General features: G+C 38.8%; 19 protein-coding genes. 11 read left to right on the plus strand and 8 right to left on the minus strand.

Going from position 1 to position 22,373, the window contains the following annotated elements:
• Positions 1–68: 68 nt before the first annotated feature.
• Complete coding sequence (locus QPX86_RS10100) at positions 69–1,826, plus strand: acyl-CoA dehydrogenase C-terminal domain-containing protein (RefSeq protein WP_285165097.1); 1,758 nt, start codon at positions 69–71, stop codon at positions 1,824–1,826.
• A 114-nt stretch (positions 1,827–1,940) separates the two neighbouring features.
• On the opposite strand, the gene dacB is transcribed toward QPX86_RS10100, so the two are convergent.
• Positions 1,941–3,461: a D-alanyl-D-alanine carboxypeptidase/D-alanyl-D-alanine endopeptidase gene (gene dacB, locus QPX86_RS10105; RefSeq protein ID WP_285165098.1), complete on the minus strand. Its 1,521-nt coding sequence runs from the start codon at positions 3,459–3,461 to the stop codon at positions 1,941–1,943.
• A gap of 378 nt (positions 3,462–3,839) precedes the next feature.
• Here dacB and pssA point away from each other — a divergent pair, with 378 nt between their 5' ends.
• From pssA to QPX86_RS10130, 5 genes are all read left to right on the plus strand, one after another.
• Positions 3,840–5,153 (plus strand): CDP-diacylglycerol--serine O-phosphatidyltransferase, encoded by a 1,314-nt coding sequence (gene pssA / locus QPX86_RS10110; RefSeq protein ID WP_285165099.1) that lies wholly within the window; start codon positions 3,840–3,842, stop codon positions 5,151–5,153.
• Positions 5,154–5,330: 177 nt separating this feature from the next.
• Positions 5,331–6,143 (plus strand): tRNA-uridine aminocarboxypropyltransferase, encoded by an 813-nt coding sequence (locus QPX86_RS10115; protein WP_285165100.1) that lies wholly within the window; start codon positions 5,331–5,333, stop codon positions 6,141–6,143.
• Between the two features lie 78 nt (positions 6,144–6,221).
• Positions 6,222–6,545, plus strand: a complete 324-nt coding sequence (locus QPX86_RS10120) for a hypothetical protein (RefSeq protein ID WP_285165101.1) — start codon at positions 6,222–6,224, stop codon at positions 6,543–6,545.
• Between the two features lie 34 nt (positions 6,546–6,579).
• The gene (locus QPX86_RS10125) at positions 6,580–8,586 is read left to right on the plus strand and encodes a RecQ family ATP-dependent DNA helicase (protein ID WP_285165102.1); all 2,007 of its coding nucleotides are present in this window, start codon (positions 6,580–6,582) and stop codon (positions 8,584–8,586) included.
• A complete protein-coding gene (locus QPX86_RS10130; RefSeq protein ID WP_220755429.1) occupies positions 8,576–8,854 on the plus strand; it encodes a hypothetical protein in 279 nt (92 codons plus the stop codon). The genes QPX86_RS10125 and QPX86_RS10130 overlap by 11 nt, the downstream gene beginning before the upstream one ends.
• Positions 8,855–8,913: 59 nt before the next feature.
• Here QPX86_RS10130 and eco read toward each other — a convergent pair whose 3' ends face one another.
• Positions 8,914–9,480: a serine protease inhibitor ecotin gene (gene eco, locus QPX86_RS10135; protein WP_285165104.1), complete on the minus strand. Its 567-nt coding sequence runs from the start codon at positions 9,478–9,480 to the stop codon at positions 8,914–8,916.
• A 387-nt stretch (positions 9,481–9,867) separates the two neighbouring features.
• On the opposite strand from eco, the gene QPX86_RS10140 reads away from it, so the two are divergent.
• Positions 9,868–10,842, plus strand: coding sequence for a GGDEF domain-containing protein (locus QPX86_RS10140; RefSeq protein ID WP_285165159.1), 975 nt, complete (start codon positions 9,868–9,870; stop codon positions 10,840–10,842).
• Between the two features lie 223 nt (positions 10,843–11,065).
• Here the strand turns inward: QPX86_RS10140 and QPX86_RS10145 are convergent, their stop codons facing one another.
• Together QPX86_RS10145 and QPX86_RS10150 are read right to left on the minus strand one after the other, a co-directional pair.
• Positions 11,066–13,780 (minus strand): acetate--CoA ligase family protein, encoded by a 2,715-nt coding sequence (locus QPX86_RS10145; RefSeq protein WP_285165105.1) that lies wholly within the window; start codon positions 13,778–13,780, stop codon positions 11,066–11,068.
• A gap of 21 nt (positions 13,781–13,801) precedes the next feature.
• Entirely contained in the window at positions 13,802–14,599 is a 798-nt protein-coding gene (locus tag QPX86_RS10150; RefSeq protein WP_220755305.1) for a LysR family transcriptional regulator, read from the minus strand.
• A 164-nt stretch (positions 14,600–14,763) separates the two neighbouring features.
• On the opposite strand from QPX86_RS10150, the gene QPX86_RS10155 reads away from it, so the two are divergent.
• From QPX86_RS10155 to QPX86_RS10165, 3 genes are all read left to right on the plus strand, one after another.
• Positions 14,764–15,246 (plus strand): magnesium transporter, encoded by a 483-nt coding sequence (locus tag QPX86_RS10155; protein WP_220755306.1) that lies wholly within the window; start codon positions 14,764–14,766, stop codon positions 15,244–15,246.
• Positions 15,247–16,320, plus strand: a complete 1,074-nt coding sequence (locus tag QPX86_RS10160; RefSeq protein ID WP_285165106.1) for an HlyD family secretion protein — start codon at positions 15,247–15,249, stop codon at positions 16,318–16,320.
• Between the two features lie 445 nt (positions 16,321–16,765).
• Positions 16,766–18,037, plus strand: a complete 1,272-nt coding sequence (locus QPX86_RS10165; protein ID WP_220755308.1) for a dicarboxylate/amino acid:cation symporter — start codon at positions 16,766–16,768, stop codon at positions 18,035–18,037.
• A 139-nt stretch (positions 18,038–18,176) separates the two neighbouring features.
• Here QPX86_RS10165 and QPX86_RS10170 read toward each other — a convergent pair whose 3' ends face one another.
• The 3 genes from QPX86_RS10170 to QPX86_RS10180 form a co-directional block, all read right to left on the minus strand.
• Complete coding sequence (locus QPX86_RS10170; RefSeq protein ID WP_259651392.1) at positions 18,177–18,797, minus strand: YgjV family protein; 621 nt, start codon at positions 18,795–18,797, stop codon at positions 18,177–18,179.
• A gap of 232 nt (positions 18,798–19,029) precedes the next feature.
• Entirely contained in the window at positions 19,030–20,286 is a 1,257-nt protein-coding gene (locus tag QPX86_RS10175; protein ID WP_285165107.1) for a Y-family DNA polymerase, read from the minus strand.
• 3 nt (positions 20,287–20,289) lie between these two features.
• Positions 20,290–20,697 carry a LexA family protein gene (locus tag QPX86_RS10180; RefSeq protein WP_285165108.1) on the minus strand — a complete coding sequence of 136 codons (408 nt, stop codon included), beginning with the start codon at positions 20,695–20,697 and terminating at the stop codon, positions 20,290–20,292.
• A gap of 451 nt (positions 20,698–21,148) precedes the next feature.
• On the opposite strand from QPX86_RS10180, the gene QPX86_RS10185 reads away from it, so the two are divergent.
• Entirely contained in the window at positions 21,149–21,553 is a 405-nt protein-coding gene (locus QPX86_RS10185; protein ID WP_220755311.1) for a hypothetical protein, read from the plus strand.
• Between the two features lie 188 nt (positions 21,554–21,741).
• Here QPX86_RS10185 and QPX86_RS10190 read toward each other — a convergent pair whose 3' ends face one another.
• Positions 21,742–22,353 (minus strand): hypothetical protein, encoded by a 612-nt coding sequence (locus QPX86_RS10190; RefSeq protein ID WP_285165109.1) that lies wholly within the window; start codon positions 22,351–22,353, stop codon positions 21,742–21,744.
• Positions 22,354–22,373: the final 20 nt, after the last annotated feature.

The raw sequence follows: 22,373 nt of genomic DNA on the forward strand, positions 1-22,373 counted from the left end.
ACTTGTGTTTAACATGACTTTTGTATAAATTGAAACAACTGTTTTAATTATCTGTTTAAGAGTCTTATATGAACCCTTACCAAGCTCCTTTGAAAGACATGCAGTTTCTACTAGAAAATGTTTTTGATGCCACTAACACTTGGCAAAGCATGCCTAATATGGCTGAAATGGTCGATATGGACACCGCAGTCGCTATTTTAGATGAAGCGAGCAAGATTAGCCGTGACCTAATTCAACCTATTAACCGAAATGGTGATGAACAAGAAGTTAGGCATGTGGGTGGTAAGGTCATTACGCCTGATGGTTTTAAAGAGACTTATCAACAATTTTCAGAAGGTGGTTGGGTTGGGTTGTGTGGTGAGCCTGATTTTGGTGGCATGGGAATGCCGAAAATGTTGGGTGTATTAGTTGATGAAATGAATTACAGCGCATGTAACTCGTTCACTTTATACAGCTCATTAACCGCTGGGGCAGCGTTATGCATTAATGCCCACGCAACAGATGAATTAAAAGAAAAATATTTACCTAATTTATATTCAGGCCAATGGTCTGGCGCAATGGACATGACTGAACCTCAAGCTGGTTCAGATTTGCGTAATATCCGCACCAAAGCCGAGCCACAAAATGACGGAAGTTACCTCATTTCTGGTAGTAAAATTTTTATTACTGGTGGCGATCATGATTTAACAGAAAATGTTATTCACCTTGTATTAGCCAAGCTTCCAAATTCTAGCGGTATTTCATTATTTTTAGTGCCAAAAATAAGTGTAAATGATGATGGTACATTGGGAGAAGCTAATGGCGTAACCGTCGGTTCAATAGAACATAAAATGGGCCTTAAAGCGTCAGCGACATGTGTAATGAACTACGATAATGCTAAAGGCTTCTTAGTTGGCCGCGTTGATCGTGGTTTAGTGTGTATGTTTACTATGATGAACTACGAACGGCTAGCAATTGGCATTCAAGGCCTGGGTAGTGCACAAGGTGCATACCAAATGGCTGCTGACTACGCTAAAGAACGTGTCCAAGGAGTTGCAGCTGGTGGTTCACCAACAGGCGCCAGTGCAGATCCAATTATCGTCCATGGTGATGTGCGCCGTATGTTACTAACCATTAAATCTATAACAGATGCAGGTCGTGCATTATCTGTATTTACAGGTAAACAGCTGGACTTAGCGAAACATGGTGAAGGCGATGTCAAAGCCAAAGCGGCTAAATATGTAGGTTTACTCACGCCAGTATCGAAAGCCTTTTTAACAGATCGTGGTTTAGATTCAACGATTATGGCACAGCAAGTCTTTGGTGGTCATGGTTATATTCGCGAAACAGGTATAGAGCAATTTGTCCGTGATACACGTATCGCGCAAATCTATGAAGGTACTAATGGTATTCAGGCCATCGACTTTTTAGGTCGTAAAGTTACTGGTGATAATGTTGCAACGCTGACAAGCTTTGTCGCTGAAATCAATACTGAATTATCGAGCCTTGAGCATGTTTCAGAAGCGGACAAGAAAGCGATCAGTTTACGTTTTGATAATTTACTAACGATTGCTAATCACATTAATGAGCACAAGTTATCTCAACCTGCGTTAATCAACTCAAGTGCTGTCGATTTCTTAGATGCCTTTGGTTATATCCTCTACGGTTATTATTCATTATTAATGGCTGAGCGTGCTCACGGTCATGAAGACCAAGACTTTGCAACGCAAAAACAATATGTTGCCAAGTTCTACATGGATAAAGTATTGCCTAAGGCGGACTTCCATATTGCACAAGTTAGTCAAGGCGATGACTCTATCATGGCTATGCCTATAGATTTATTCTAATTAAACAGCGCTAAAAAAAATAAAATAAGCACTTTGTGAATACAAAGTGCTTTTTTATTAACAGTGCTTTATTGATTAATCAGGCTTGTATTTTGAGGTAATTTTAAAAGTGGCTTATGGTAACTCGTTTAATGTTTGCAGTAGTAATGCACTAAAGGGCGCTAGCCTGGATTTTTTAGCTTTAGGGCTTAAACCATTTTCGATAATAACAAATGCATATTGTTTTCCATTATCTGCATTAAGATAGCCTACAAGGTTTTCGACTCCCATCATCGTGCCTGTTTTAGCAGCCACTTCATTTTTTAATGGTGCTTGATTAAAGTACTTTTTATAACGCAGCGTGCCGGACTGTCCTGACACGGGAAGTAGCGTTTCAATATACTGTAGGTCTTTATCGTTTTTAATTAACTGTAATAAGCTCATCATTTGATGCGCAGTCATCAAATTATAACGAGATAACCCTGAACCATCGACAATATTAGCCTCTATAAATGGTAAGCCTAATGCTAACATAATGTGTTCAATGGCTTTTGCTCCTACAGCAAAACCGTCTTGCTGCTGGCCATTAATTGCTTGCTTAGATTGATGAAAATATTCTTTCCCTATCTGTTTTAATAAACTGTCAGCGATTAAATTATCTGACTTTTGCAACATGGTTTTAAGTAGCGCCGGTAAGTGCTCTGATTCATGTGTAGCTATAACTGTGTGTCCATTATGAGTTGTGTCGACAGATCGGGGAAGATTCTTGTTTGAACTTATAGATATTGCTTGATAGCTGATATCGTTTTCAGTTAATAAGTCAGCAACAACGTTTTTGCTATATAAACTGGGATCATTTACAGCAATAGCTAATCGAATTGACTTATTACCAGGGTAACAACCATCAATTTCATAGTGATTATTATCAAAACGTTGCATATGTAGTTCACAAAAATGCTTTTGTGCATCTTTTACATCAATGCTTGAATCAAATTCAGCCGTAGAAGTCATAGTAATGGGATATATAGATTTAATCGAGACTGACGATGCTTCTTTGGTGGGCTTCAACGTCGTTTTAACGCAGTTTCTATCAATAATGTAATTTGATACAGGCGCCGCGTAACAAATGCCTAGATCGTCCCATGCCCAGCCAGGTGCACGTATTTGTTTAGATTCATCTGCAACTAAGAGCACTGAACCCGTTATTTGATTAATATCTTGTTGTTTTAGCTTACTGATGAGTGCACTAAGGTGTTTTCGTTTAAGAGTCGGATCACCCTGAAAATGGATATATAGGTTACCTTCTAGGATATTGTTGCTGATTCTACCGTCGTAACTTAGCTCAGTTTGATAATGAAAGTCCTTACCCAGTTGATGACTCGCTGCTACTGCTGTAATCACTTTTTGAATACTCGCAGGCAACATCAAAGTATTATCGTTAAGACTGTAGATAGTTTGCTTAGTTTCAACATCCCAAATACTCACTGAAATTTGAGACTGCGGTGGGCTAATGATATCCATCATGCTTGCAAGATAGTCATCAGCGATTGCAGGAATACTTAATGTCACTAAAATGAGTGGTACGGATAAGGCCCGACAGAGAAAAGACATAATTAAAAAAGTACAATCAATAAAGGTAAAGTTAAAATACGCCATTTATCTTTCGTTTACATTAAACATCTTCGTTTGTAGTCGATTTAACGCTATTTTAACTGTAAATAACTGGTCTTTTTCGTGAGTAATTCGTTAGAGTTTGATCCCAAATATATTAATTGTTTCTCATAAACTAACCAAACGAGTGTTTAAGTTAAGAAAAACCTTGCTCGAAAGCGGTTAAGTCGGTAATTTCTATTTCCAAATATTTTGTTAATCAGTTATTGCGACGTTTAAAAACAGCCAATTGATAGATTTAGTCATTTTAAACTTTATTTGCCTATTAAAAATAGGCTTATCAACTAAATCTTAAACGTTACATCAATCAGCTATAACGTCGAACTCAATGGAATGCATTGAGAAACATTTAAGGAGGTTGCCTTGCTGGACAAGCTAGGTGGTATCGCATTACAAGCCGAATCATTAAAATGGTTATTAGATCCGATTCAGTTCAAGACTGAATTGCTCACACGCATCGCCAATGCGCAAAATGCGATCTATATTGCTGCTTTGTATTTAGAAGATGATGAAGCAGGGCGCGAAGTATTAAATGCGTTATTAGCCGCTAAGGCAGCCAACCCTGAATTAAACATAGTCGTGTTAGTCGATTATCATCGTGCACGACGTGGACTGATTGGTCATAAAGGTGATAGCGGTAATTATATTATGTACCGTAAAGCTATGGCTGATGCAGAAGTCCCGTTTGAAATCTTGGGCGTTCCGGTTAAGTCTCGCGAGTTTATGGGGGTTTTGCACCTTAAAGGCTTTATTATTGATGATGCTGTGATTTTCAGTGGCGCTAGTATTAATAATATTTACTTCCAACAATTCGAGAAATATCGTTTTGATCGCTATCATTTGATTGAATCTGCTGAACTTGCAAGAAGTATGATTGCATATATTCATCAGTTTCTCGTTAGTGATCCTGCAGTTTGTTCTTTAACTCAAGATAGTAAAACTGAACAATGTCCTGAAAAGAATGATATCCGTACTTTTAAAACTCGTTTAGGCCGTTCTAAATATGAGTTTGAAAGTACTCGTATTGGAAATCGCGTTACTCCGCTTGTAGGCTTAGGCCGTAAAAAGAACAAGCTGAATGAAGTTGTTGTTAAGTTAGTTGATGAATCAAAAGAATCATTATTCATTTGCACTCCTTACTTTAACCCGCCTAATGCCTTAGTACGTGCACTAACTCGTCATCTACGTAACGGTAAAAGTATTGATATTGTCGTAGGCGATAAAACTGCAAATGACTTTTATATTCCACCTGAAAAAGAATTCTCAACGATTGGCGCACTGCCTTATATGTATGAGCAGTCTTTGCGTAAGTTTGTTAAGCGTCAGCAGTGGGCGGTAGAGAATGGTCAGTTACGGATTCACCTTTGGAAAAATGGTATCAATAGTTACCATTTAAAAGGGATTAGCGCAGACGGTCGTAAGCATCTTATTACCGGTTCAAACTTAAACCCGCGTGCTTGGGCATTAGATTTAGAAAATGGCTTACTGCTTCATGATGAAAGCGGTGCATGGAAAGAAAATTTTGAAGCTGAGCAATCTCTCATTTTAACTCATACCGAAAAGCTATTTCATTACAGTCAAATAGAAACTTTACAGAAGTATCCAGTTCCTGTGAAAAAAATTATGACTAGAATAAAGCGCTTAAAAGCTGATTTCTTACTACGTAGAATCCTATAGTTTAATCTACATTAGCTTAGATACTTCTAAGTGATGAATTATTTTGAAGGTTAACACATGATCGATGAGCTAAAATTTGCTTATATTTATGTGTTGGCCTAATAATTTTTAGTAACATTTTATTAGCGTTATATCATTCCTCCTTAATAAAGCATTGAGTTAGATAGAGAATCCATCATGTTGGCGTTACCTTCAGAGCAGCAACACGCTGTTCATCGTCTTTATCAATATAGAAAGTCCATTTCAACAAAGCCATTTGCAGCAAGAGGAATGAAGCTAATTCGTTGCCCTTGGTGTTTGTTAGGCGAGCTATTTTGTACTTGTGAACACAGACAATACCTTAATACTTCGGCTAATTTTATGCTGATAATGTATGATGATGAAGTGCTTAAACCGACTAACAGTGGTCGATTAATTGCAGATACTGTGCCTAACACCAGTGCTTTTTTATGGTCTCGTATAGAGCCCAATAAGCAAATGGTAGAAATGATTAATGACCCGCAATATCAACCATTATTAATCTTTCCTGCTCAATATGCTCAAGAAGGTCAGTTAGTGGTTGAGCATATTGATCAAGTTACTCACGCAGTAGAATGCGACAAGTTAGAAATTAATAGTGACACTACAAAAAATAAAAAGATCCCATTATTGATTCTTTTAGATGGCAGTTGGCGACAAGCAATTAAAATGTTTCGTAAAAGCCCATATCTTCATGAATTGCCTTTGTTATCATTTAATCCAGAAACGTTAGCAACTTATGAGCTAAGAAAGGGCAGTCATGACTTCCAATTATCTACAGCGGAAGTAGCAGCATTGGCCTTTAGTGCTATTAATGAACCTAAAAACGGTGAAGCATTATCCACTTGGTTTGATTTATTTGTAGAGTCTTCTCTACTAGGCCGAAATAGGCGTTTAAAAGAAGACATAGTGCCGATTGAAAACTATATTGATAAGTTCAAACAGGCTATGATAAAAGCTAATGAAGCTTAATTCTGCTTCAGGTGATGTACCCCTTTAGGAAAGTTTGTAAATTAGCTCAACTGTTTACGCATAGGATGCGCGCTTAGTATGTTTGATAATAAATTAATTGTTCTTTACCGACTTGAACCTGGTTGTTTAGGGCCTGATGGTACAGACCACATTGAAACGTTCTGTAACCTTGCGCAGCAAGCTTTAGCTGCATTCGATACAGATAGCTGCCAATGGTTTCTTGAACCAAGATTTAACAAACAGTTAGATGAAATGGCTTATTGTCTTGCCAACAAGATGTTAACTCGTGAGCAAGCTGCCAAGTATCTAGCGCGTTTAGGTGATGATCTTGAGCAAGTACAAGAAAGCTTCGAAGATAAACTTACTCTCCTGATCAATCAATATATTGCTCGTAAGTCGTAACGTTCGACTGCTTTCAATCAATAAAGGCATCGGCATGTTAACTCCTACAGGGCATTCACCAGTCAATATATCTGAGCTATCGGCTTCTTTACAACAAAGATTAAAGCAACAGTTTGGCTTTGAACAATTTCGAGAAGGCCAGCAAGCAGTCATTGAACACATCTTATCTGGACATTCGTCTTTAGCTATTTTCCCAACAGGTTCAGGAAAATCTTTATGCTATCAATTTAGTGCATTACAACTAGCTAATGTCACTTTAGTAGTGTCTCCTTTGCTGGCATTGATGAAAGATCAAATTGCATTTCTTAATAGCAAAGGGATTCATGCTGCCAGTATTGACTCAAACTTAACATATGATCAAAGTCAGCAAGTCATGCGGGATGTGCGAAGCGGTCAGACAAAAATACTTATGGTGTCTGTGGAGCGTTTTAAGAATGAGCGCTTTAGACAGTTTCTATCTTCAATCAGTATCTCCCTGTTAGTGGTTGATGAAGCGCACTGTATTTCAGAGTGGGGTCATAACTTCAGGCCTGACTATTTAAAAATCCCTGTTTATTGTCAAGAGTTCGCCATACCTCAAGTGTTACTGCTTACTGCCACAGCTACGGCAAAAGTGAAGCAAGATATGGCCGAACGCTTCAATATTTTGCCTCAGCAAGTGGTTCAAACAGGATTTTATCGTTCTAACCTTGATATTAGTGTACTACCGGTTTTAGAAACCGAAAAAAACGCTGCCTTGCTAGAAAAAGTTCACCAACACAATGTTGTAGAGAATGGCGCAGGGATTATCTATGTCACATTACAAAAAACGGCGGAAGAAGTTGCTCAATTTTTAAACTCTCAAGGGATCAGATGTACGGCTTATCACGCTGGTCTTGAGTCTGATATGCGTAATGGGATTCAAAATCGCTTTATGGCTGATGAGATTAATGTGATTGTCGCTACTATCGCCTTTGGTATGGGGATTGATAAAAGTAATATTCGTTTTGTAATCCATTATGATTTACCCAAATCGATTGAAAATTACAGCCAAGAGATCGGTCGTGCAGGGCGCGATAACCAATTATCCCATTGTGTAACCTTAGCCAATAAAGATGGGCTCAGTACCATCGAGAATTTTGTTTACGGTGATACACCAGAACCGAGTGCCATTACCAAATTAATACAACATATCAGCGTCGAAGTAGATAATGGTCGATGGGAGATGCAAGAATCTGCTATTTCAAGTAGTTGTAATATCAAATTACTGCCGCTTAAAACTTTATTAGTCCAGCTTGAATTAGCCAAGGTCGTAAAACCCAGTTTTGCCTATTTCGCAGAATTTAAATATCAATTTCTGGTTGATAAGCATCAAGTGCTTGCGAGTTTTGATGAGCAAAGGCAGACTTTTTTAAATCAAATTTTTGAACATACTCAATTTAAGAAAATTTGGGGACAATTGGACTTTGATAGCTTGTTTCAGCAGTATGGAGCTCAAAGGCAGCGGGTGGTTGCTGCACTTGAATATCTTGCAGACAAACAAATGATTTTATTAGAAACCAAAAAAATCACCCAAGTGTTCGATGTTAATCCTGCGCTATTAGTTCAACAAGACCTTGTTGAACATCTATCAAATTACTTTCAAAGTAATGAAGTTAAAGAAATCGCTCGTCTAAATCAGTTATTGGCATTTTTTGAGTCACCAACGTGTATCACTTCAAGACTGGCAAGATATTTTGATGATAAAGCCGCGCCAAAGCAATGTGGCCATTGCAGTGTATGCCGTGGTTATCCAGCTATTTTGCCACAAAAATCTATCGTGCCGATTGAGTCTCAAATCAATATCAAACAGTACTTAGATGGTTTCATTCAGCATATGCAGTCTAAAGGATTCGAAGCTGTGTCGGTTTTAGTACAAGCAAAGTTTCTTGCTGGCATGACGGTTCCCATTTTTGCTCGTACTCGTGTTAAGCAGCTAGCTGGTTTTGGTTATTGTAGTGAATATCGATACCAAGATATTATTAATTATATTGATAATGGGGCAGGTTATAGTGAAAAATAAAGCGGTTGAAGGCTTACTCAATAAGCATGAAAAACTTAACCATTTGGAAGGTATTAAAGTCATCTCTCACACCCAAAGAGAAAAGGATGAGTGGGTTCTTCATACATTAATGATTGACGGCTATGATGTGCCCTTTAAATTTAAGCGACCTAAGAAATATAAGTCGCTTAAAGATCAGTTAGTCAGTCTCATCTATTATGCAGATGAAGAAACAGTTGCTGGCTTTGCCATTGAAGTGATGCAAGTGGTTCGAGTCAAACGATATTAAGTCATACTCTTTATTTACCTTGACTAGTGCAGTTGTTTACTCAGCTTAGTAGTGCCATTTTATTGCCCTGAGTATTCAAAAGCCCCTTTTACTTCCCATACACGATAGCGCAGCTCAGCACCTTCTGGTAGATAAAAAACCTTAGGTAAACGGCTATCGTAATCGATAGTGATACTGTCACCTAATGTGACAAACTTTATTGTTTTAGGATCACGGCACATCATCATTGTACTTGGGCCGTCTGTCATTTTATCCACTGAGTAATAGCTGTATCCCCAGCCTTGTAGGCTCAGTTTTTCTACAGAGCCCATCAATCTGTGCTGGTTACAATCCACCATCTTATTTTGACCGATTTGAATTTCGACTTTGTAATTTGTTTCATCATCTCGTTTAGTCAGCGATAAAATATGTTGTACTTGATTTTCTGTTGGCTTAGGAAACATCTTTGCTTGTTCAATTTCTTGATAACTCTCTTGCGTAAATGAATGACTTTTAATCATGCTAGGGCGCTCAAATTGATTAGGCACGGGGCTTGTGGCCGCTGATGAAAATGACAGCGTGGCAATCAATCCAATTGCTGACATCTTGAATAGGTTTTTTAATGTGCTGTTTAGACTTTTTTTCATATGGATTCTCGCTTCTAAAGTGCTAATGTAATACTTGTGTTTGATTGCGTTGTTATAGTTATAAACGGCTCTGATTTGAAAAAGGGTTTTATTTTTATAATTATTTTTTAATTTTAGAATGTAAACTCTATTTTTAAATAGATCATTTTGATAAAAACCTTTTTGTTTTCAATGTTTTTCAGTAAGTATTTTCAAACACCATTGCTTAAATTAATATTTTAAATAAACTAATACAGTATACTTTTCATGTGTAGAACAGGATAAATCTACAGAAATTTGCCTTATTTATTATTAAGCTGGCATCTTGGATTTTTCAGTAACATATTTTTGATGACATAGGATGTTCAATTGAATACAAATTTAGAAAATTCCGCTCATATTTTACGCATGGCTGTTCCGCAAATGTCAGCGTTAAACATTCCTGTTACGCCCGAAAATTATGCTATTTGGTATCAGTATTATTCTGAGACTAATTTAGGTCTAAAGCGTGCCATAGACGGTTTACTCGCGAATGAAGTTGAGTTTACAGCTTCTGTTAATCAAGGTTTATATAATAATTTTATTCAAGAACAGTCGCCCGAAGTGATTGAGAATGTTCAAATTGAGACCCAAATTTTAATTAATAGTTTAGTCAATAAAATCAGTCAGTTTTCAACAGGTACTGATGACTTTTCTAATAATTTATCTCACTTTACTGACGAATTACAATCTGGAGCTAATCCTCAAACGTTAAATGAACTGGTGGTTAATATTAGTGCTGAAGTTGAAAAAGTTATCGCCAACAATCAATCAATGAAAAATGATATTGAAACTTTAGGCGATGAGCTAAGCCAACTGAAAGGAGAAATGGATAATCTCAGTAAAGTGGCCATGACAGATGAACTCACTTCTTTAAATAATCGCCGAGCCTATGAAATTTTCTCGACTGAACAAGTTAGCCTATTTACCCAAAATCAAATACCTTGTTGCTTGTTAATGATTGATATCGATCATTTTAAAGCTTTCAATGACACCCATGGTCACCTAGTGGGTGATAAAGTATTAGCGTTTGTTGGGTTTGCTTTAAAGCAATCGGTTAAAGGCAATGACTTTGTTGCACGATATGGTGGTGAAGAGTTTGTCGTTTTATTGCCAAATACAGAATTTAAAGATGCTTTCACAGTGGCAGAAAATATTCGTGAACGTATTGCTGCTAGGCAGCTGACAATAGGTAAAGAAAAGAAACAGCAATTAGGTAATATAACCGTGTCTATTGGGCTTGCTAATATCCAACCTGGCGATGACTCTGAGACATTATTAAAACGTGCTGATGATATGTTATACCAAGCTAAGTCTTCTGGAAGAAACTGCGTCAAAGGTTAGCAATCAATTGTGTAGGTAATCAGTTATGTCATTAGTGACAGCTTACTGTCTTGACCCTTGCTAATTTATCAAATCTTGCCATTAAAAAAGCTAAGGATGATTTCCTTAGCTTTTTTTTGTTTACAGTTACAAGCGGTTGGTTCTGAGGATCTGCTTTTCAGACTAACCATTCAAAGCCGTGACCATCAAATGTTCACTCTTGATATCTTTGCTCAATAAAGCCTTAATCTTTAGATGCCGCTTTTGAGGTGGGTAAGTCCATGTGCATTTTGATCAAATGTTCTTCCATATCAAATGATACCGCAAAGCCGAGGTTTTTAGCCAAATTTGCCATGCTACGATTTTCGAACATGGTGAAGCCTGCAAGTATTGGTGTATCTGTGGTTTTATAATAATTAACCAGTTTTTCTAATAGCAGTTTACCTAATCCAATGCCTTGGTAATCACCACGAACAGCCATTGCAAACTCAGCTTCAGTGTTATCGGGATCAGTTGATGCTCTTACAGCCCCAAGGGTAATGGATTCACCATTATCATCGACTGCAGTGGCAATGAATGCCATTTCGCGGGCAAAATCGATTTGAGTGAGTACCGCCATTTCTTCGTGGGTCATACGGGAGCGAACACCAAAATAACGCTTATATCTATCTTCATCACTGAGTGAATTATCGAACGCTAAATGTTTTGGCTCATCTTCAGGCAATATAGGTCTTAACATGACCTCAATGCCATTTTTCAAAGTGGCTGTTTGCTCTAACTCTTTAGGATAAGGCATGATCGCTAAACGCGTTTTTGGATCGATATCTTGCTGATTTAACTTCATATTGACATCTAACAAGGTAATTGTTTCGCCTGCTGCTAATACTGGGTTTAAATCAAGTGAAGCAATTTCAGGGCAATCAATAATCAAATGAGATATCTGGGTTAACATGATACACAATGCGTTCATGTCTAAACCAAGAGGCAAATGTCTGTCTCGTAGCTTATTTGCTTTTAAGGCTTGAATAACCATGTATCTTGCTAGGGTCATATTTAAAGGCGGTAGGGCAACTGCAGCATCCCGAGTTGGATCCCATTCTGAACCTCCTTCACCTAAGCAAATGGCTGGGCCAAATACTGGGTCATTAATGACTGAAACGCGCACTTCTTGTGCGCCAGCGGTTAGAGCCATTTTTTGCACAATCATGCCGTCAATTTTAGCATCTGGATTAATTTCTTTGACTCGACTTGTAATGGAATGGGCAGCTTGCTGCACTTCATCATCATTAGTCAGGTTAAGCATGACTCCATGGGCATCTGATTTATACATTAAGTCTGGTGATTGAACTTTAAGTGCCACAGGGTAACCGACCTTATTAGCAAGTTTTATTGCTTCGTCGGCAGTTTTAGCAAAACAGGTTTGAATAGTATTCAAGCCATACGCTTTTAAGATATCCCGTGTTTCATGGGTTTCTAAAATAAAGCGTTGTTCATTTTGGGCTTTCTGTAATAAAGCACGTGCACTTATTGTGTCTGTAGGGATATTATCTGGTATGGATTGTGGTACTTCTTGAAGTAGTCTCTGATTACGGCGGTATTCCACCATATGCATAAAGGCTTTTACTGCGCCTTCTGGCGTCCGATATGTTGGGATGACGGCTTTGTTAAATAACTTTCTTGCTGCGTAAGCTGAATTCTCGCCGCTCCAGTTGGTTAAGATATTTAACCGATTTCGATTAGGGTGTGCTTTAATTGCTTGTACTAAGCTTTGGGCTATTTCATCACTTTCTTCCAATGCCGAAGGTGAATGGAGTACTAAAATGGCATCCATTTCTTGGCTGTCCATCAAGATATTCAAAGCTTTGGTATAGCGCTCACTATTGGCATCACCGACAATATCGATTGGGTTTTGACCTGACCAAGTGCTTGGTAAAATTTGATTGAGTTTATTTATAGTTTCTTCTGATAATTGAGCTAACTTACCGCCTTTTATAATTAACTCATCTGCGGCAAGCACTGCGGGGCCGCCGCCATTACTGATAATTGCGACCCGTTCGCCTTTTAAAGGCGTCGAGTGAGCTAAACTTTCAACCGCTGCAAATAGCTCAATTAAATCATTAACTCGCAGCATACCTGCACGTTTAAACGCAGCTTCGTAAACAGCATCATTACCACCAATCCCACCTGTATGGAGCATGGCAGCTTTTATACCTTCTTGACTACGGCCTGATTTAATTACAAATATGGGTTTATTGCGGGCTGCAGCTCTTGCAGCTGAAAGAAAGTGCCGCTTTTCATTAATGGAGTCGATGTAAAGCATGATGGCACTTGTGCTGCTATCGCGGCCAAGATAATCAAGCAGTTCATCAAAATCAATATCAGATGCATCACCAAGTGAAATAAACGATGAAAATCCAATATCTTTATTGTTAGCCCAATCTAATACCGTCGTGCAAATAGCAGCCGATTGCGAAACAAATGCAATTTTACCTTTTTTAGCACCACTATGGGCCAAACTGGCATTCAGCCCAATAGGAGGGATGATCATCCCCAAGCTGTTGGAGCCTAAAATGCGCATGCCAAAGCGTTTAGCATGCTGCTGAGTCAGACTTAATAAACTAACCCCGTTCTCATCAAATTCATTAGCCATACCTGATGCCATGATGATGACCACTTTACAACCAAACTGGGCTAAGGTTTCTACAATACTTGGTACTCGACTTGCTCGAGTACAGATAATGGCTAAATCAGGTTTGATGGGCAATGATTCAATATTGGGGTAGGCAAGTACACCCATGACTGAGTCATATTTAGGTGTAACTGGCATAATTGGGCCAGAAAATCCGCTACCCAATAAGTTCTTCATCAATACGCGACCAGCGCGTTTTTCGGTATTTGATGCGCCAATAACAGCAATAGACTTAGGCTTAAATAAAGCGTGAATACTTCTCTGACTCATAATGCCTCACTTGCGAGTGTGCTAGGTTTTAGCTATCGATTGTAATGTGACTCTTTGACAAAGTTCAGATAACCATGAAACTTTAGCTTCATGGCGGCGTGCTGCGCTACATATGATGGCGAGATCGACAGCGATATCTTTATGACTGTCATCTGATTCTAGTTTGAAACAATAGGAATAGTTATCAGCAAATAATTGTTGCTGCACCGTATAATTATCAACAAGAATGGTTGGGGTTAACTTTTCATCTACTGCACGGAATAATTCCACATACTCATTGAGATCATCAACGATAAGTTTTACAAACTCACCTTTTTTATTGCCTGTTAATGAGCCATAACCAGATGCAACTTTTTTCTGATAAAGCTGTTGTGGTCTGTCTCTTAATGTTTGAATTCCAATATCAATTGAGCCATCAATCAAGCCTTCGTTACTGGTTTTACGCCATTGTCTTAATTCTATTACAGCATCTGTTTCTGCTCTAATTGCGTTGATCAGATCTTTTCCCATCATGACCATTAATGGTTCACCTAAATGGACCGTAATGTACTGTAAATTTTTAGGATCAAAATATTCAGGTTCCAGTGCAAGGTTTATTTGTTCGATTGAGCTTTGTATTTTAGGCGCAATTTTATCTGCGTAGCTTGTTGGGTGCAGACCGTTTGCAGTGCGGATGAACAATGGATCGCTCAACTCTTCACGTAGTTGAGCCAATATTTTTGACACAAATGATTGAGAACGACCCAGTTGTTTCGCTGCTCTTTGGGTTGAGCCAGCTCTATAAAGAGTGATAAACACATTAAGTGCATTCAGATCCATAATATACCGATAATTTAGAACACTTTAACTTCATATTACACCATATATTCCGCAAACACATTAACCGGCAAAGTAAATAGCTCGTTTGGAATATACCTTATTCCAATTTTACATTTAGTTATTGTTAATATTCTATTTGTTGAAAAAAACTTAACGAGGAATACATGACTGAACAGCTTGAAACTGCAACTACAGCAACAACGGAACCAAACATTAGGGTTAGGTTTCTTAAAAAAAGTCTCACTGTTATCGCTGCTTTTTCAGCTTTAGGCCTTTTGAGCTATTTATTTTCATTATTAACCCAAATCCACGGTAAATCATTACCTGAAAGCTACTTTGTTAATGGTTATCCAAGCATATTAGCTTTACTCGATTCAGAGCTATTCATGGGCTTTGTGTTTGTAGTCACAATCGCCATTATTTGCTACACACTCTTGTTGTTTTGGCGCTTACATGAAGTGGCTGTTCATAAAGCTGAAGCGATGTCGAGTGCGCATACTCAAATTGTATTTGCATTGTCTTTATGTGGTTTATTCATCGACAAAGCATGGTGGGTATTGGCGATAATTATTGCATTTGGTCGTTGGGACGTACTAGCTAATAGGCTTTCAAGCATCATCAGTAATGGCATAAAAGGAGATAAGTAAATGAAAGAAATAATGCTCCCATATGTATTAATTGTTTGGTTACTCGTTAAGTTAGGTGTTATTCAGTGGAACCTTGCAAACGCTGTTCGAACGGTTGGTTTAGGTATCTTTATTGCTTTCATGTTATTTACTGGTCACCGCTTTTGGTCGCCAGCAGATTTAACAGATAGCTCAACCATTAAGGCACCTCATGCGGTATTGAGTCCATTATTCGGTCAAGAAATTGAAGAAATTTATGTAACCCATAATCAAACAGTAAAAAAGGGTGATTTGATTTATAAACTGGTGTCGATAGACAGTGAGCAAGAAATAGACTCTCTTATCGCTCAAAAAGCCGCTGAGCTTGCTAAAAAAGAAGCGTTAAAACTGCGTATGCAAGCTCTAGAAGTCACGCTAAACAATGATAAACGTAATTTTGTACGTGTTACTGATTTACGCGATTACGCCAGTGAAATGACGCGTGATGATTTACAGGCCAAAATACATTCAACAGAAGCTGAAATTGCTTCCGTTGTTGCTGAGTTAGAAACACATCGTTCGCAACTTCGCTCGTTTGATGCACAAATTAGTTCTGCAAAATGGAACGATCAGCGCCGTGAGATCAGAGCGCAATTTGACGGTCAGCTTTCTATCACCAATGTGGCAGTAGGGAGTCGAATTGGTAACATGCATCTTTACGATACTTCTAAGAAGTTCTTGGAAATGCGCATTGCGGATCAATCTTATCGTTACATTAAGCCTGGGCAATTTGCTGAGTTTTATGTTGATGCTTTTCCTGGTGAAATTTTTCGTGGACGAGTTCATAGTGTCACTTCAGGAACTGGGGAGTCACTCATTAGTCCTATGGCAGGAACACAGCATGTAAGGCAGCATGTAGGTAATAATGCAGGTAGTCATGGACGTACGGTAATCATTGAGTTTGAAGAGCCTGAAGGTTACTCAATTCCTATTGGAGCAACGGGTTCAGGTTGGATTTCAGCTGACAAACCAGCTAACTTCTTAGGCTTTATGGACATTATTGGCGGCGCGACCATCCGACTTAAAGCTTTAAAGGCCTACCTAAATGCATTATAGATTTTAATTCTGTACTGCTAGGTTGAGTGATTTATTCACTACGCTTAGTTTACAGTGATATCTAAAAGGGAGCTTTGGCTCCCTTTTTTATTTCCTGCAGTTAAGCTTGTCTGCGGACTAATACAAATGCTTCAAATTTATTAACGAATAAGATTAACTACAATGGAGAGGAAATACGATTGAACGCGCTCAAAATGTTAGCTAGCCAGAGTGAATGACTACTTCTGCCTTTATTTTTAGTGATAAGGATTGCCATGGGGGAGTTATTGATGCAGTTCCAGTAAATTTCACTAGCTAATTATGTTAAAAAAAGATTGATTTAGCGTATGGCTAATATTAAATGAGCCGTCATCGCTTGATATAGGCCTTCAGATGGTCAATTTTGAATACCGATGGAATTAATTCTATGGAAGGATTAAGAATAAAAACCAAAGGTTGATCAATCATGTTTAAATCGCTTTCAGTAAAAATATTTGTGGGGATGTTTGCTGGCTTGTTTATTGGAACCTTATTTCAATACGGCTTCGCAAATGATGGTTTTGTTAATGGAACCTTGGTAGATATTGCTGCAGGCATCGGCAGCATGTTTGTTCAGATGATTATGATGTTGGTTGTGCCACTGGTTTTCTTCAGTATCGTAACGGGCATTATCGAATTAAATGATCTTAAATCTTTTGGTCGTTTAGGCAGTAAAACCTTCCTGTTGTATTTATTAAATACCGTGATAGCGATTATTGTAGCTATCGCCTTGTCAGTTTGGTTTGCACCTGGGGCGGGCTTATTACTTACCGGCGATAAAAGTGCAGAGTTGGTCACCACAGAGTTACCAGGATTTTTAGGTATGATTGTTGATATCATTCCACGTAACCCTATTCAAGCCTTTGCCGAAGGCAACATGCTACAAATTATCTTCATGGCACTAATGACAGGCGGTGTAATTAAAGCCCTAGGCGATACTGTTAAGCCAACTGTTACTTTTTTTCAGCAAGGTAATAAAATCATGTTAAAGATGATCACTGTGGTTATGGGGTTAGCTCCTTACGGTGTATTCGCTTTAATGATTCAATTAGGTGCGACTTTTGTTCCAGAAGCCTTTATGAGCGTATTAAGTTACATGGTATTAGTGATTGGCTTGCTCGCATTTTGGGCGCTTGTGGTTTACCCAACCATTATTGGTTTAACGACTGCAACCTCAGCCTCTGATTTCCGTCGCCATACTCGTGAGCAGTTCTTGTTTGCGCTCTCTACAGCAAGCTCAAATGCGACAATTCCTGTTACGATGCGTACCTTGATTGAAAAGATTGGTGTTAAGAAAAGTATTGCTGGTTTTGGCGTACCAATGGGTGCCACCATGAACATGAGTGGTGCAGCGATTTACATCACAGTGGGGATATTCTTCGTTGGTAACGCTTTTGGAAACCCAATTGAAATGAATCAACTGCCGGTGTTGGCTTTCACTGTATTTTTACTATCGATTGGCGCTGGTGGCGTGCCTGGTGGCGGAATTGTAATGATCGGTGTACTTATACATCAACTTGGCCTTCCGATTGAAGCGATAGCAATCGTGGCAGCACTTGATCGCATCATTGATATGTTCTGTACCAGTACCAATGTGGTGGGTGATGCTGCTGTTGTGACTATGGTTGATCATAGCGAACAAGTATTAGAACAAGAGCAAGGACTCAAGCAAGAATCGGGTAACTCTGCGCTGGCTTAAACTTATTAACCTGAACTTTGGTTAAGAGATTTATTACCCTGCATTCACTTTAAATATATGCACGATTTATAAAAAAGCGGCTTAGGCCGCTTTTTTATTTTGTTGAAAGGTAGTTTTAAATATCTGCATTTAGTGAGTGTTATTTAACCAGCTCAGCATGCGCATGGTTTGTTTCAATTGTCGCTTTACTCTGTAGATAATGCTGAATAAGCCCTTGGGACAAAATCATAATAGTCATGACTTGATACAGCATTCCTGACCATGACATCAAATATATTGATAGCATTAAATTCAAGCCATTACTGGCAAGCATTGCGAGCCTTAACTGGCTTCCTGCAAAATAGAATAAACTAAAGCTCATAACGACAGCAGCAGCCACGGCACACCATTCACTCCAATGCTCCGCCCACAGTAAACCTTGTACAATAGCTACCGTACTAAACGCTATAGTCATGATTGAGCGAGAGAGTAATCGCGAAAACAATGTTGAAAGTAATGCTGAGGAAAATGACATTTGTGTCGAATCTTGTTTATTCATGCTTTGGCAACAACGAAAGCGAATAACATTAACGAGTTGGTTCGCCATGCCTAAAAAACTACCTAATAAGCCTAAATGAATTGCCGTCAATATAGCAGCTATCATATTGCCGTGAATAAATTTGCAGTCTTGTTTTTGAGTGTTTGCCCACCAGCCAATCGCCATTGAGACAAATCCAAGTAGTTGAACAAAGAACAGTTGATTTAAAGCAAACTCAGGCACGCACAATAATCCGAAAAAATTTGAAGGTGCGTATTGTCTATATTTTCACCGTTAAAACAATGATCCCATCGAGGTTTATGCATATTGAAGACGTTAAACGCTAAAAACAGCATTAATTGATCAGGTTAGGTGGTTGCTGTGTTGCGAAGGTGTTCATTTGCGGGGTGTTTAATGTTGCTAGTAGTCTTGGTATCAAACTAGTTTGTTATCCAGTTTTCTTTATTGCTTGAGATTAACGACAACTCACTTGAGGAATGTCTTGCCAGCAAGTGGTGTATTGGGGGGTAAGCAAATCTCGGCGCATATGCCATTTACCGCTAATACCCTGTGCAGCAACAAACATGGAGTCAGTTCCATAACGTTGATTGAGGTTGTCGCAAACTTGCATCAAAGCGGGATCTTTAGGTGGAGTAAATAAATCGCCTTGTAAATGCTGAACTGGTGATAGGTCGAGCAATCCTATACCGATTTTGTAATAGCGAGTATTGGGGTTAAATAACTGACTGCCGATACGTGTTGCATGTCCTATTAACTCACAACTGTCATTTGTTGGGGAAGCGCAGCGATAGTGGTACTTAAAGCCATTAGGCTGTTCATCATAGGGCGAGTTCTTGGCAAAAATCAGTAAGCTACTGGCGGCTGAACCTTGTTTTCTTGCTTTTGCTGCAGCAATAGCGGCATGTTTACTCAAGGCTTGAAGTAAAGATTCTTTATCTGTGATACGTTCGCCGACACTACGGGTTGAAAAGATTTGTTGTTTATCTGCGCGAGCGCTATCCCAGCCTTTACACTGCTCACCGTTAAGTTCGCGTACTGTGCGCTCTATTTCAATGCTAAAGCTTTTTCGCACAAGTCCGGGTTGGAGCTTAGACAGTGCTAGTGCATTATGGATCCCCATTTGTCGCAGCTTTTTACCAATGCGAGAGCCAATTCCCCATACATCAGTGACTTGCATGCTGGCTAGAATATTGTGTCGCTGTTGGGCTGAATTTATATAGCACACGCCGTTATAGCCATTAAGTTTTTTTGCTGCATGGTTTGCTACTTTGGCTAAGGTTAAGGTTTCACCTATGCCCACGCAAACGGGTAAGCGAGTCTCTTTCCATACAGCACGGCGAATATGCGCAGCATGGGTAAGCAGACAGGGAATGGCAGGATAGCTTTGTTTGAAGGATAAAAAGGATTCATCGATGGAATATATGTGTTGCTCGGGGGCAAAACGGCCAATCACCTCCATCATACTGTTAGAAAGTGAACCATATAATTCATAGTTAGACGAGAGTGCAATGACCCCAAGCTTCTGACAGAGATCTTTTACTTCAAAGAAAGGGCCAAACTTACCAATGCCTAGTGCTTTTGCTTGGCGATTAGCTGCGACAATACAGCCATCATTGTTAGATAACACAACAATAGGGCGACCGCGCCACTCTGGCCTAAAGACCTGTTCTGCACTGCAGTAAAAAGAGTTGGCATCGACTAAAGCGTACATTATCTAATCACCTGCAAGTATCGGGCTTTGGCGATGGCAACGGATAGAACGGATCACCACACCTTCAACGCTAAAATTATCGTGTTCTTGGATTAAAACACTATTGTGACTGTCGTTGGCTGATAGCAATAATCGACGTTTAGTATCAATTAACTTACAGACAAAGCTGCCGTTATAGTTCGCCACGATGACATCATGGTTTTCAACACTGACATGGCGGTCCACAATCAAAATGTCTTTATCAAATATCCCTATTTTCTCCATCGAGTCTCCACTAGCTTGACCTATAAAGGTGGCACTTGGGTGCTCAATTAGTAGCTCATCTAAACTTAATGGTAGTTGGCGATACTCGGCGGCTGGGGATTCAAATCCAGTGATCCCTGCGCTAGCCAAAATAGGAATGACATTCATAAATTTCACATTCTAAAGTAACTGTATATTTATACAGTATTATAGTGTTCCCCGTGAAATTGGCAATATTTTCCGTTTATTCGTGCAAATGTTAGACATTTTGTAGGTTATTTACTCGCAATTGAAATGAGGAAAATTTAAAACATCTGTAGTGAGTTTAGAAAGTTAACGACTTGTTCAGCTTAGGTTTAGCAAAAGTAGGTAAAATAGTCATCAAATTAGCTGATTCGCAAAACGTGATTGTATTGAGAAGCTGTATGAGGCAATTGTATAGCGTAATTGAATAGCGAGATAACAAGCATCAATGAGTGTCACTCAGATAAACGTTAGCTAAAAAATACAATTACAATTACTGGCATATAAAGGTAACTATTAAACTTTGGAACCAGATAAAGTGGTAACAGTAAACGACTGTACTTGCATACAAGAATTGATTTAAAAGGAAAACAATATGAAAAGATTAATGATGGTTGCCATGTTTGCTTTTTTCTCTGTGGCAGCGAATGCCAGCTACTCAACTCAGCAATCAGTTGTTATTCAAATCGATCAAGCTAGAGCCAATATTGAAACTGCAGTAAGTTGCTCAATTGTCTACTCGCATACACCAATGGCAACAGAAGCTGACTTCTACAAAGGGGTCGTCTATGAAAACTACTCTAATCTTGTTGAGCAATTAGTATTAACGGGTCAATCAGAAACTCAAGCCAGACAAATGGCTATGGAGCAGGTGGTTTCACAAGCACAGCACATGGAAAAACTACTCGATAATGAAAGAGCTGGTGGTAAGGCACAGTTTACCCAACTGTTAAAGCAGACTGCAGTACAAAATCAGTGTGTTCATTATGCCAACCTTTGATGCTAGTTAAGGCTGTTCTCAATTCGATGTATTGATTAAAGTGATATTTGATTGATTTAACATCTTAATGTGCAATTAATGAACACATAACGGTGACCGGGTATGGTAATTGCTGAATGCTACTCAGCTCGGTTAGTTTAATGTTAAGAGGTTAATTGCTGCCATTACTGACTCAATCTATTGGACATTTATTGTAAAAAACGCTGATTGTTATCAATAACGCACTGGCTGACAGTTTGTGGGTTATTGTCTCGATTAACGAGCCAACACTCATCATAAATGGAGCAATAGCATAGCTCTATCGAAATTAAATTATCAGCAGCTAGAATGTTATCAACCTTATCGCCACGATAAATGACAGGATTTATTGTTTTCTGTGCAGGTAAAACAGTCTTCCCGACATGAGATTGCACTATTGTTTTAAAAATATCGAGTTCACGCCACTTTGAAAGGTATTGTTTGCCATGCTTTATTTTTGCGTACTTAATGATGGCTGGACCAGTACCATTGTTAGAAATAATATATTTGAACAAGTCATTATCATGACTCCGGGCAATTTCAACACTAGGCCATACTGAAGCGCGAGCATAGGCTCGATCGATAGAGGCGGAATAGATTGAAGTAAATGTCGTCACTATGCCAATGACTAACGCTGAGAAAGCAACAATCATTTCTGGATTTTGATACCAATGTTTTTTATTGGCGGGCTGTTGCTGAATAAGTTGCTCAATTTTAAGTTGTATATCAGTTAAACTTTGCTGTTCACTTTGGTCTTTATTTGTAGCGCTACCACTTTCCATGTAGTTAAGTCCCCTTTAAA

The organism is Shewanella goraebulensis, assembly GCF_030252245.1.
GTDB classification, from domain to species: domain Bacteria; phylum Pseudomonadota; class Gammaproteobacteria; order Enterobacterales; family Shewanellaceae; genus Shewanella; species Shewanella goraebulensis.